This window comes from Stanieria cyanosphaera PCC 7437 (assembly GCF_000317575.1).
GTDB lineage: Bacteria > Cyanobacteriota > Cyanobacteriia > Cyanobacteriales > Xenococcaceae > Stanieria > Stanieria cyanosphaera.
The window spans coordinates 180,409-192,921 of sequence record NC_019765.1 but is presented as its reverse complement, the minus strand read 5'-3'; the positions used below and the strand labels follow the sequence as shown (position 1 = coordinate 192,921).

The 12,513-nt window shown below is 40.6% G+C and carries 14 protein-coding genes and 1 pseudogene; 10 read left to right on the top strand and 5 right to left on the bottom strand.

The features are described 5' to 3' along the window. Nucleotides 1-54: 54 nt before the first annotated feature. The 4 genes from STA7437_RS23050 (at nt 55) to STA7437_RS23035 (ending at nt 3,237) form a co-directional block, all read left to right on the top strand. A complete protein-coding gene (locus tag STA7437_RS23050) occupies nt 55-495 on the top strand; it encodes an OsmC family protein (RefSeq protein ID WP_015212043.1) in 441 nt (146 codons plus the stop codon). A gap of 413 nt (nt 496-908) precedes the next feature. After that, on the top strand, nt 909-1,859 hold the full coding sequence (locus STA7437_RS23045; protein WP_015212042.1) for an NAD(P)/FAD-dependent oxidoreductase: 951 nt from the start codon (nt 909-911) through the stop codon (nt 1,857-1,859). A 10-nt stretch (nt 1,860-1,869) separates the two neighbouring features. Then, entirely contained in the window at nt 1,870-2,208 is a 339-nt protein-coding gene (locus STA7437_RS23040) for a hypothetical protein (protein ID WP_015212041.1), read from the top strand. A gap of 195 nt (nt 2,209-2,403) precedes the next feature. Then, entirely contained in the window at nt 2,404-3,237 is an 834-nt protein-coding gene (locus STA7437_RS23035; RefSeq protein ID WP_015212040.1) for a YwiC-like family protein, read from the top strand. 51 nt (nt 3,238-3,288) lie between these two features. Here the strand turns inward: STA7437_RS23035 and STA7437_RS23030 are convergent. The 5 genes and pseudogenes from STA7437_RS23030 to STA7437_RS23010 form a co-directional block, all read right to left on the bottom strand. Next, a pseudogene (locus STA7437_RS23030) lies at nt 3,289-3,608 on the bottom strand (2Fe-2S iron-sulfur cluster-binding protein). Between the two features lie 416 nt (nt 3,609-4,024). Then, on the bottom strand, nt 4,025-4,549 hold the full coding sequence (locus tag STA7437_RS23025; RefSeq protein WP_015212039.1) for a universal stress protein: 525 nt from the start codon (nt 4,547-4,549) through the stop codon (nt 4,025-4,027). A gap of 153 nt (nt 4,550-4,702) precedes the next feature. After that, nucleotides 4,703-5,206, bottom strand: coding sequence for a DNA starvation/stationary phase protection protein Dps (gene dps / locus STA7437_RS23020; protein ID WP_015212038.1), 504 nt, complete (start codon nt 5,204-5,206; stop codon nt 4,703-4,705). A gap of 110 nt (nt 5,207-5,316) precedes the next feature. Then, nucleotides 5,317-6,042 carry a rubredoxin-like domain-containing protein gene (locus STA7437_RS23015; protein WP_015212037.1) on the bottom strand — a complete coding sequence of 242 codons (726 nt, stop codon included), beginning with the start codon at nt 6,040-6,042 and terminating at the stop codon, nt 5,317-5,319. Between the two features lie 49 nt (nt 6,043-6,091). Further along, nucleotides 6,092-6,730: a universal stress protein gene (locus tag STA7437_RS23010; protein ID WP_015212036.1), complete on the bottom strand. Its 639-nt coding sequence runs from the start codon at nt 6,728-6,730 to the stop codon at nt 6,092-6,094. 126 nt (nt 6,731-6,856) lie between these two features. Between STA7437_RS23010 and STA7437_RS23005 the strand changes: the two genes are divergently transcribed. The 6 genes from STA7437_RS23005 to STA7437_RS22975 all read left to right on the top strand — a co-directional run bounded on the left by STA7437_RS23005 (nt 6,857) and on the right by STA7437_RS22975 (nt 12,493). Next, nucleotides 6,857-7,405 carry a Uma2 family endonuclease gene (locus tag STA7437_RS23005; protein ID WP_015212035.1) on the top strand — a complete coding sequence of 183 codons (549 nt, stop codon included), beginning with the start codon at nt 6,857-6,859 and terminating at the stop codon, nt 7,403-7,405. A 99-nt stretch (nt 7,406-7,504) separates the two neighbouring features. Next, on the top strand, nt 7,505-9,373 hold the full coding sequence (locus STA7437_RS23000; protein ID WP_015212034.1) for a response regulator: 1,869 nt from the start codon (nt 7,505-7,507) through the stop codon (nt 9,371-9,373). Nucleotides 9,374-9,503: 130 nt separating this feature from the next. Further along, entirely contained in the window at nt 9,504-9,836 is a 333-nt protein-coding gene (locus tag STA7437_RS22995) for an Hsp20/alpha crystallin family protein (protein WP_015212033.1), read from the top strand. Nucleotides 9,837-9,896: 60 nt separating this feature from the next. After that, nucleotides 9,897-10,244: a hypothetical protein gene (locus tag STA7437_RS22990; RefSeq protein ID WP_015212032.1), complete on the top strand. Its 348-nt coding sequence runs from the start codon at nt 9,897-9,899 to the stop codon at nt 10,242-10,244. Nucleotides 10,245-11,273: 1,029 nt separating this feature from the next. Beyond that, nucleotides 11,274-11,726: a DUF305 domain-containing protein gene (locus STA7437_RS22980; RefSeq protein ID WP_015212030.1), complete on the top strand. Its 453-nt coding sequence runs from the start codon at nt 11,274-11,276 to the stop codon at nt 11,724-11,726. Between the two features lie 44 nt (nt 11,727-11,770). Further along, nucleotides 11,771-12,493 carry an alpha/beta fold hydrolase gene (locus STA7437_RS22975; RefSeq protein WP_015212029.1) on the top strand — a complete coding sequence of 241 codons (723 nt, stop codon included), beginning with the start codon at nt 11,771-11,773 and terminating at the stop codon, nt 12,491-12,493. Nucleotides 12,494-12,513 lie beyond the last annotated feature (20 nt).

Sequence of the window (12,513 nt, the reverse complement as noted above, 5' to 3'; positions counted from 1 at the left end):
TTCTCTCAATAGCAGAACTGGTTCCAATGTCAACAATATGGAGGACATGAAATTATGGCAACTATAAAGCGGACAGCTACCGCCGTCTGGAATGGAAACTTTAAAAGTGGTGACGGACGAATCAATACTATTAGTGGGGTTTTGCAGGAAACTCCTTACAGTTTTACCACTCGCTTTGAAGGCTCTCCAGGCACCAATCCAGAAGAGTTACTGGCAGCTTCCCATGCCGCCTGTTATAGCATGGCGTTTGCTCTGACGTTAAGTAATAAAGGTTATCAGCCAACCAACATCCATACGCGAGCAGTCTGCACACTAGAACCTCAAGCAGGAGGCGGTTTCAAAATTACCAAAATTCGTCTCGAAACCCAAGGACAGATTCGTGATGTCGATGCAGACAACTTCCAGCAGATGGCGCGGGAAGCTGAGGCAGTCTGCGTTATCTCTAATGCACTGCGTCAAGGAGTAGAAATTGAACTAGATGCCTCTTTGGCATAGCATTAGGAGGGCGTTGCTGATTTGAAGTATGAAACCGAAAAGTAATTTGTTCGTAGCTTTTAGCTCTTAGCTTTTTAATTAATTTGCTGGCGTTATGAAAATCATAGAATCATACCCTAATCCAGCCAGCAACGCCGTTAGGAGAAACTTCTCTTTGGTACTCGCCTCCGTTGCGAGATGGGCTCATGTCCCAAGCACCGTTTCAAGAAAGTGTCAATCAATTTGCCAGTGCTGTCGAAACGGGTAGCCTTAATTGGCGAGCTTACTTTCGCTAGATGACGGGGCGAATTTTCAACGAAACCTGGGGCAGAATTCACTTCCTGTTGACGTTTATTGGCTTCAATTTAACTTTTCTAGTTCTACCTAGCTAGAGTGCAGAGCTTTGTAGTACATCGGTGACAAAAGATAAAAATATGAAAAACTTTAATTACGATGTTGTCATTATCGGTGGCGGTCCTGCAGGCTGTACCTGCGCGCTATACACTGCCCGCTATGGTTTGAAAACGGTACTCCTTGACAAAAATCCAGCGGCAGGAGCGCTTGCGATTACCCATAAGATTGCCAACTATCCAGGCGTGCGAGGAGTGGTTTCTGGAAATGAACTGCTTCGTTGGATGCGCGAGCAGGCTGTAGAGTTTGGAGCAGATTACAAGCAGGCTCAGGTTTTTAGTCTCGATCTGGGAGGCACCCAGAAAAAAGTTTATACTCCAGAGGGCACTTTTATCGGTAAAGTCCTGGTTCTAGCTTCTGGGGCAATGGGTCGCATTGCCTCTATTCCTGGCGAGCAGGAATACCTCGGACGGGGAGTGAGCTACTGCGCGACCTGCGATGGAGCGTTTATGCGTAATCGGGACGTGGTGGTTGTCGGCACGAGCGAAGAAGCGATTGACGAAGCACAAGTGCTGACCCAGTTCGCTTCGACGGTTCACTGGGTAGCTTCTAAAGACCCAACAAAGATGAACGGTCGCTGCCAAGAACTTTTGAATTGTTCTTCAGTCAAGCTTTGGAGTAAGGCTCGTTTGGAGGCGATTCTGGGCAACGAAAGTGGCGTTACCTCTGTTGAGGTGATCCAGCGTGGTCAAAATACAAACCAAATTCTGCCAGTGGAGGGTGTTTTTGTTTATTTGCAGGGAGCCAAACCAATTATTGACTTCCTCGAAGGTCAAGTGGAGCTTAAGTCTGATGGTGGGGTAAAGGTTGATGAGATGATGCAGACTACCATTCCTGGAATTTGGGCGATCGGCGATATCCGTAATACGCCTTACAAGCAAGCGGTGGTAGCAGCAGCGGACGGATGTATTGCGGCGATGTCTATCGACCAATACTTGAATCAGCGTCAGAGCGTTAAACCAGACTGGAGTTAAAATTAAACCAATGACTACTAATAATAGCCTTGAGTGTCGGTATTTAGGCTGGGGGAATTTAGATAAATTTCAGCAAATGTCTCTAGCCGACAATCAAGCCCTAATCTATACTGTTCTTGCCGATCGCTCCCCAGTTTTAATACGCGGTTTCTTAGATTGTATTCGCTCTGAAGAAGTAATTCAGCGAGTACCTCAACGATTTTCTGTGAATGACTTGGTAGAAGTCATGGTAGGGATGGTGAGAAGTTTACCTGATAGCCTGCTACAAGAATTTCATCAATTTTCTACTAATACATACAGGGCTTCAAATGACGATCAACCCGTAGTTTGTGCGGTGATTAGTTGGTAAACCTGCAACATATTTGACTCTTTATGAGCTAGCTCATAGAAAGCAACAAGCAAATTTGTCACATTAAGAACAGAGATTTATAGGTTCGAGTTAATAGCTACGTCAAGTTATTGCTACTTATGAAGCAGAACAAAAGCCGAGCGCCCGAACGAAACGCTGGCAAAGTCAATCTTAGTCTAAAGAGTAATTGAGAGGATGACTCAATCGAACATCAAGATAAAAAGCAATAGCCATACTGTTAAACCTAATCCTCAAGCATGGTATCGCCCGATGTTTTCTCCCGAACATGGAGTTTACGTGATGTTGTTTGTTTCTTTTGTAACAGGGGCAGCATTAGCACAAGCTTGGACGTTTTCAACTACATTAGCCTTAATCTGTGCCTTTTGTGGATTTCAAGCGGAACATCCTTTGGTACTTCAACTCAAACAAAGGCGAAGCCTGAAGCCTCGTTTCGTTATCTGGGGCAGTTTGTATGGTTCAGTTTCAGTCGCGATCGCCTTTTGGCTTTATTTGACCTATCCAGTGTTGCTCTGGCTTTATGGCGGTGCAATTGCTGCACTGGCGATCGATGCTATTTCTGTTTGGCGACGAAAGCAAAAATCGATCCCCAACGAATTAATTACCTTTGCTGCTGTTTGTCTGTCTGCGCCGATGGCTTATGCTGCTACTATGGGGACAATTTCGGCAACTGCAATGGGACTGTGGGTACTTAATACTCTCTATTTCAGCAGCACCATTTTTACCGTCAAGCTGCGTAAACCAAAAACTAGTTCTATTGTGCCAGGAATAATTTATCATGCGATCGCTACTGGGATTGTTGCGACTCTCTATTGGTTAAACTACCTGCCACCGATAGCAGCCTTAGCCTTGGGAATAGCTTTACTTAAATTTGCCCTTGTCGCTTGGCAGAAGCAATGGTACAGCACGGTAAAAATTCAATACGTGGCGATGCTAGAAAGCGTGACTGCTTTTAGTTTTTTGTTAATTGTTGCTCTTTCAGTATTACCATCGCACTTAACAACTATTTAACTCACAAACCAACTAGCTAAATTTTTTCAAGGAGTTTAATCATGGCTGATGCTAACGAGAAGGTTTTGGTTTAGTTATAACTTTGACTGAACCATTAACCATAGTTTGACAAGCTAAACGATAATTATTTGGTTTATTCTTCAATTTATGTTTTTCAAAATCTGTTTTGGGTGACAAGTTTTCCATTCCCTCGGCGATTTCAACCACGCAAGTACCACATTGTCCATACCCACCACAGTTTCTTAGTTGTTTCTTAGTTTACCTCCCAGAGTATAAAGATCAACTCGATTTTGAAGAGCTTTCTCGCGTAAATTAGAACCCATAGCTGCGATCGCTTCTTTATCTTCTTTTACAAAGGTAATAGTCGTCATAAAAATTTTCTTTTGTTGAACTCTAGTTTATTGTTTTTTGCAATATTTTATTTTGTATAGGTAATATATTTAATTCCCTTTTTTATATTTATGTTGATTACCTATTAAAGTTAATTAAAAGCAATAAATTGCTACTACATATGGCAAAAAGTATCCTATTAAATAAAAATCCCAATAATAAACTTGTCTAAAAATATTAACACCGCTAGAGATGCTTTCTTAGTCATAACTAACAGTGGTCATAATTGTCTTCATTTATTAAATATTCCAACCTTCTACGGACAATTTAAGTAGCCTCTAGGAAAAAAATGATCGCAACTAGACATTCTTTTGTTCACTGCTATCTAAGTTAAATATTAGAAAAAAGTTTTGAGGAACTTATGACGAGCAAGAAATAATCGGAATTAGTTTTACGATCAAAAATCAGAATTGACCGAGAGAGAGGATGAAGTGTTGTTAGTTTTATGCACAATGAAAACCGAACAGGGAGCATGATGGATTACATAATTACTCACACTCCCTAAAATCATCTCTTTAATACCTGTTAAACCTCTGCTACCAACCACGATTAGATCTGCTGACCATGTTTGAGCTAAGTTACAAATAGTTTTCCCAGGATCGCCTAAAGTTTGGGTAAATTCAGTGTTAACTCCTACTGCTGTTGCTGCTTTAACGAGCGATCGCATTACTTTTAGTCTTTGCTGCTGTTGCCGTTCGAGTTCTTGCCAGTGGCGATCATAAGCTTCTAAAATAGATGAGTCCAAGCGATCGCCTTCCTGTTTGGGGTCAATAGACGGACTTAAATTGTCTTTTTCTTCACTAGATAGAACGTGCAGCAGCATCAAGCTTGCTCCTGTCGTTTTTGCTAAAGATACAGCAGTTTCAAAAACATTTCTGCTCGCGGTTGAACGATCTATTGCCACTAAAATTTTGTTAAACATCACAATTTTGGTGTTGCTGATTTGGTAATGGTATCTAATATTTTTAAGATCTAAGATCTATATTTTTCGCTAACAATTAGCTCAAAATCATTACCTATTCAACAACGCCATTAGTCTTAACTATTGCCATCGATTATCGCTGATTTCCCGTATCTATTTAACCAAATGTGCTTCTAAAAACCAGAGACGTTTATCGATCGTTCGCGAAATTTCGGTATACAAATCGGCAGTATCGGCATCGCCCATTTCATCGGTAGTATCGATCGCAGCACGCAAGTGTTTGGCATAGACCCCGTAGCGGTCTGCTAAAGCGGTAACATGTTCTACACCACCAACCGCATCGAGCGGGTATTCGGGTAAAATCGAATTCACTGCGGCGATCCGCGCCGTTCCCATAGCCGTACCAGCCAAAGCCGTTACTCTTTCTGCCACCATATCGGTATATTCTTCCAACTCGGTTGCCATTTCATCAAACAGTTCGTGTAATTGGTAGAAATCCATACCTTTGACGTTCCAGTGAGCCTGTTTGGTCTGAGTTTTTAGATCCAAAGTAGCAGCAAGAGTTTGATTTAGTATTTCAGTAACTTTCAGACGGGTGTTTTCAGCTAGATCGATTCTAGTAGAATAGAGTTGTGTTTTGTTAACTGTAGAAACCATATGTTTGATTCTCCTTTGTATTTGATTTAAACTTCAATATTTATCAATTAGCTAAAAGCAATATCCAAAAACATCATGGCGACAAATTCGTTTTAGTCTCCTCAATTTATCTAAGCTACTGTGCGAGAATTCTCCTCAACTAAATGCTGGAAATTCTCACGCCAGCTATCAAATTCTGTAACATAGTTATATCCGCAAACCGTTAAGAGCGATCGCTCGTCAATAATTTTTAGTATCCATGCTGCACGTTTACGTGTCTCGTCTTGCGGTTCAAAAGGGTTAAACCGCATCTTAGACCCTGGAGGAAAGGCATAGTCGCAAATAAACAACACCTTGCCATAGATGTACAGAGTAAAACCTGGCGTATGTCCGCCTATATGGAAAGCTTTAATACCATGCTCGCTAAAGTCGCCCTCAAACTCTCGATCGACTGGAAATTGTCTAGCAAGTGGATGTTTGGCATCGAGAGCGTGCAGGTAAACTTTCGCATCCCAGGCTTCACGATACTGGTTGGATGCACCCATGAAATCTTTGTGGGTGAAGTAGATTGCTTCTACTGGTGTCAAATCGGGATCGAATACTGATGGACAATCAATCCAAACAGCAGCATCATCTGTTTCAATGAGGTAAGCAGCGTGTTCTAAACCAAGACGAGGCACTGATCGCAACTGGGTAACGTAGTCATTGACGCGATACGGTGTTACTCGATAGATTTGCTGTGCCTCATCCCAAGGGACAAACTTATCATGGTTTGCTCCGCAAAATGGACAAACATCAGGTATATCGCCAATCATGTTATAGCCACACACCTTGCAAATAGATTGATTATGATTCATTTCCTATTTCTCCGAAAACATTGGTTTTTTTGTTGTTTAAAGAACTTAGTTAAGATTTTGCTGGAGATTGGGGTTCTTTTTCCAACTGAGAAATTGATTTAGCTACAAATTCACGTTTTCTCAAAGTTGATTTTCCAGAAGTAAAAGAAGTTAATTCTCCTTGCTTGTCCTGAAACGATTGAGAATCATAATTGACCGAGAGAGAGGTATTGCCAGTTTTATGCACAATAAAAACCGAGCAAGGGGCATGGTGGGTTACATAATTACTCACACTACCCAAAAACATCTCCTTGATACCAGTTAAACCTCTGCTACCGACCAAGATTAGATCTGCTGACCATGCTTGAGCTAAATCACAGATATCGCGTCCAGGATTGCCCCAAAATTGGGTAAAATCAGCGTCAACTCTTGCTGTTTTCGCTTCTCGAACAAGCGATCGCAAGAATTCTAGTCTTTTTTCTTCAAATTTCTGCCACTGTTCTTCATAGGCTTTGAGAAGTGGTTCGCTCATCACATTGTATCTAATACCAGAATAGACAAACAGAGTTGGATCTTGCTTTAATTCATTCGCGAGAATGTGCAGCAGCATTAAACTTGCTCCAGTTGTTTTTGCCAGAGATACAGCAGTTTCAAAAACATCCCTACTTGCTGTCGAACGATCTATTGCTACTAAAATTTTATTAAACATCTTAATTACCTCGCTTAAATATATATATAGGCAAGTAATTTGAGGAACTTATGAGGAAATTTATTTTACGATGGTTTGATAGCGATCGGCTAAAATCAGCTTATAGTTAGTGATGAGCTTAGTAATATGGTTTCAACAACTTACAAATGGTCGATAGATAAATGGCACGAACTGGTGGACTCTGGGGTGCTGGAAGGACAAAAGGTGGAGTTATTGGAAGGGGATATAGTTGAGATGAGTCCCGAAGGTGTCGAGCATAGTTTTACTAATGAGAGTATTGTTATTTATCTGCGAAACAAGCTATCTAAATTAGCTCATGTTAGAGAGTCCCATCCTATTACTTTAGATAATTCTGAACCCGAACCAGATATTGCTATTGTTAGATTGCCTCTAACTATTTATCGTACTCATCATCCCTATGCGGAGGATATTTATTGGTTAATTGAGGTGTCCCAGCGAACACTCAAGAAAGACTTGCAACAGAAAGTTACAACTTATGCCCGTAATGATATCTCTGAATATTGGGTAATCGATCTGAAAAATAAGAAGTTAATTATTCACACTCAACCCAGTAAAGATAAATACTTGCAAATAGTTGAATATAAATCTGGAATAGTAACGCCTCAAGCCTTTCCTAATATTGAAATTGCGATCGATAAGTTATTGTTGTATTAAATAATAACTGAAATTAATTCGGAAAACTATTTCGTCGAACCAGTGTTCCGTTAAGCTTGCTAGAGTAAAGAAAGACCTCAAATTATGCTCAAAACTTAAATGAGACTTTTATTGGTAGACGATGATGAAGTGTTAGTAGATGCTCTGGCTAACCATCTCATTGCTCAAAGATATGCGGTGGATATTGCCACAGATGGCGAAGAAGCATGGGAATATATCGCGCTTTTTAACTATGATTTGGTGGTTTTAGATGTGATGCTGCCCCAAGTTGATGGCATCAGTCTGTGTAAAAAAATTCGCGATCGCGACTATAGTATGCCAGTTCTGATGTTAACCGCACGCGATCGCAGCACCGATATTGTCGAAGGTTTTAATGCGGGGGCTGATGATTATCTAGTCAAACCGTTTAATTTTGACGAGCTTACGGTGCGAATTCATGCCTTGCTGCGTCGAGAAGCACAAGCTTTGACTTCGGTATTAAAATGGGGTAATTTGAGTCTCGATCTCAATAGCTTAGAAGTAATCTATGATGAGAAACCGTTAAATTTAACAGCAAAAGAGTATGCTTTACTAGAGCTATTTTTACGCAATCATAAGCGCGTTTTTAGTCTTGATGGAATTATTGAAAGCCTCTGGAGTTTTGAAGAACCGCCCACGGAGGGAGCAGTCAGAACACACATCAAAACACTACGTCAAAAATTGACAGGGGCAGGTGCAGCCAAAGATTTGATTGAGACAGTTTATGGGATAGGTTATCGTCTTAAGCCACTACCAGATTCAACAGAAAAACAAACTGAAACTGAATCTAATTCCGCAGCGCAATCGCCCGCTCCTGAAATTGCTGCTGTTTGGATGCAACACAAAGAGGCAATGTCCGCTCGCCTAGCTGTTTTAGAAAATGTAGCGAACGCTTTAAAAGAAGATAATTTCAATAAAGCATTAAAACCAGAAGCGATCTTAGCAGCCCACAAATTAGCTGGTTCTCTAGGAAGTTTGGGGTTTGAAGATGGCTCGAAGCTAGCCCGAAAACTAGAAGATTTTCTGACTCTTGAAACTTTTTCCCAGGCAGAACAAATCGAGCCTTTTAATAAATTAGTTAATAACTTGAGAGATAAATTCGACCGTTACGAACCTGGTTCTAGTTCGGTTTTAGACAGTTTTCCCTTATTATTAATTGTGGACAACGACCGCGATTTTACTGGGCAATTAGCAACCCAAGCAGCAGCTAATAATTTTCGGACGGCGATCGCCACAACTGCATCAGAAGCACGAGAAATAATTCAGCGCGATCGCCCTGCGATTGTTTTGCTCAGGATATTTCAGATTAGAACCAAAACGGATCGAGATAGTCCGATAGATAGTTTAGATTTACTAGCACAACTACACCAGCAAATGCCCTTACTACCCATTGTGGTAATTGTCTCGGAAGCAGCCTTATTTAACACCAATAAAGATTTTACCGAGCGTCTTAAAATTATGCGCGGTAAAAAACATACTTTATTAGTGCAGCCCATAACTCCAACTCAGGCAATGGATGCTGTATCTCAACTGCTGCGACGTTCTGGGGCGGAAGCTAAGATAACAATTGTCGATGATGATTCCTTATTTCTAGAGGTAATGCAGACAAGTCTCAAACCTTGGGGATTTGAAATTACTACCCTTAACGACCCTCGTCAGTTTTGGCAAGTTCTTCAAGTCACCTCACCCGACCTACTAATATTAGATGTAGAAATGCCAGATGTTAATGGCATTGAATTATGTCGTATGCTACGAAGCGACTCAAATTGGAGTCATTTACCCGTTTTGTTTCTCACCGCTCATCAAGACTTACAAACTCAGGAGCGAGCATTTTATATCGGTGCGGACGATTACATCAGCAAACCAGTTGCGGGAACACAATTAGCTACTCGCATCCTCAATCGCCTATCACGAATCCGCACAATTCAAAGCAAAACACCTAACTCCTGATCCCGTACTGACTTAGCATGCTACGTTTCTACCCCTGATTTATTTTGCTCATAAGTTCCTCAAAACTTTTGCTTAATCTAAAACTAGCAAAGAAAACTCATTTCCCTAGAATTACTAGGAGGGATTATTAATGAGCGAACAAAATAAAACTTGGTGTCCAAACATTGAATTCAACGAAACCGATGAAGAGTTAATTCTTAAGGCAGAACTTCCAGGAGTTAAAATCGAAGATTTAATTATTAATGCCCAAACTAGATTTGTTTCGATTTCTGGAATTTGCAACCCAGATAAGTCTACAGACGAAAAAGAAGTAATTCCTTCTCAATTCAATTACGGGCAGATTAAATGTAATACACCTTTACCTGTAGCAATTCAACCCGAAAAAACTAGAGCCGAATTTATTGATGGAGTGCTAACTATAAGCATGCCCAAGCTGAGGGTAGCAAGTGCAGTTAACTTTTAATCGGTTCTAATCAATAGTTAACGGTGGGGTTTTTAGTTCTGGGTTTGAGGAAAATATTTTGTGAATGTACGTAGTAAATCGCCTAATTCAAAATTAATACTAAAGGCATTTTCTTTATTGTTAATTGGAATAGCCGAAATTACTGCTGTCTGGGCTTTGAAAAGAGCTATATTTCCCACCGTTATTAAATCATCTTTTATTGTCGAATTACAGCCAGCTAAGTTTAGTCCTCGACTTTACTGGTTAGAAATAGTCGATAATCGCATTAAGTTAACACCAACAACTATCTCTACTACTGCAACATCTTCAGAATTAGCTCTAAAAGAAGCTTTTTACCAACTATTAGAAAGGATTGCTCTTAGAATATCCTCTCACGAGACAAAAATTTACCAGGGATTTTCTTTTTGATTTGCATAGTTATTTACAGCCGTTTTCAGTTGAATAGACTTCGTTCAGGATTAACTGGTTCGTACCTTTTAGCTCTTAGCTTTTAGCCTTTCATAGTCTAATTATTGGGGTCTACTATGCGTGAAAAGCGCAGAAAAATAACACATCAGCTATTATCAACCAGCTAAATAAGTTACAGGAGTTTAAAAAACACTATGAGATTGGTTTTAGAGCAGATAAACGTTGAAAGCATCACTCAACTGTCTTATTTGGTAGGAAACGATAATGCAGTAGTAGCAACTGCGCTCGATCTGTACGATCTGTATTTGCTTCTGGTGGTAGATATCTACCTGTTGCAATTGACATGGCTTTACGTTCCGTTTTTCCTACCTGGGTTGGCTGCGGACAATCGATCCAAAAAAATAGAAAATAAATGCGATCGCGAAGCCTACACCCATTCGAGTGCGCCTCGAAGAAAGTCCTTTCGGGCTTGCCCTAAAGGTAATCGTGCTTTAGAAAGGTAATGAGCTTATTTTGCTTAATACATGGTTCGACTCTTTAATCAACTTTAATCTAAATCAAATAATCATGAAAAACATAAAAAAGAGATTTTACTGGTAATAGAGAGTCAGCGTGATGTTTGCTTAGTAACCGAACAGCTATTCCGTCTCTCTCGGTAACGGACTTGAGCGTGTCATTAATATTCCTGGTTCTTGGACGGCTTGGAAAAATGTCGATTTGCCCGTCGAACAGACAGCGTAAATAAATCTCCAGTGATTCTTTAGCCGACTAGAAAGTAGTCAAGGCAAATTTTTGCTCCGCTGCTAGGTATTTCTTTTGACAGACGAATCAAATGCAAAAGTTTTTTATTATCTGCATATTGAAACCAAATAAGCTGTAGCTGCCAAAAAAAGACGGTGCGATAGTTCACTTCGTCTCTAAAACGCGATCGCGATTGTGTACAACTAAATTGCATATATGCAACAACTAGGCTATATCGAGTGAATATCGTAAAATCTGTATTCTGCGCCTACTATATCTTAAATCGACATGAAATCTAAATCCGACATGAAGCCCTATATTAGTCTGTTGATTGCACTCTGCATCTCTTATGTCGTCATGTTCGCTATCATGTATTCGCGGGTTAACGAGTGGAGCAACCTGTTTCTCAGTCCTAATCAGGTGTACATGACAGGGCTAATGATATCTGCAATGCTCGTCATCATGCTGACGGTAATGTGGTCGATGTACGGCAATAAGAAGCTTAACATCGTGCTTCTGATTATAGGAGCTGCTCTAGTACCAATATTTTTAACTCTGATTCGGACGCAGACGGCAGTAGGAAACCAGCAATTCTTGCACGCAATGATTCCCCATCATGCTGCTGCAATTCTCGTGTGTCAACAGGCATCAATTACCGACCTACGTATTGAGGAACTATGCACAGAGATTGTCCAGACACAGAAAGAGGATATCCGCATTATGAAAGAACTTATGGAATAGCCTGAGAAGCTTATGGAGCGATCGCGCTTTGGTAAAGTAAAGTAATGAGCGTATTTTGCTTAATACATGGTTCGACCCAAAACTCCGAGTGCTGGAATTTATTAATTCCTGAGTCAGAAAAACTAAATCACCAAGCAGTTAAAATAGACTTGCCGAGCGATCGGCAAAATGCTGGTGGAATGCTGTATGCAGAGATAATCGCCAAACAACTTGAAACAATAGAGGAAAGTGTAATTTTAGTCGGACACTCATTTAGCGGCATCTTTCTGCCTCTGGTTGCCAGCTTACGACCAGTTCAGCATCTGGTGTATCTTGCTTCCTTCATTCCCAAAGTAGAAACTAGTATTGCCGAGCAGCTATTCGATGAAAACCCAGATATGTTTGTTCCAGACTGGGCAGAAGCTTGGACATCAGTAATAGGAGCGGGAAAATGTCCAGTCGAGGATTATGAGTTAGCCCTGCACTTTCTATTTCATGACTGTACGCCAGAAGTTGCTGAGTGGGGGTTTAGTACCAGACAACTGACGAATGCTGAGGCAGCAATGAATGAAGTGTTTCCGCTAACAGACTATCCTAGTAATGTATCTCACTCTTATATAGTTTGCGATCGCGATCAAACAATAAATCCAATCTGGTCTCGAAGAGCAGCACGTAAGTTTCTTGGAGTCAAAGCAATTGAATTGGCAAGTGGACATTGCCCCTATTTATCTGTACCTAAAAAATTAGCTTCTATTTTGGATGCAGTGTCACATGCGAATCAATATTAGTCGTCAACTTTTTCTCAATT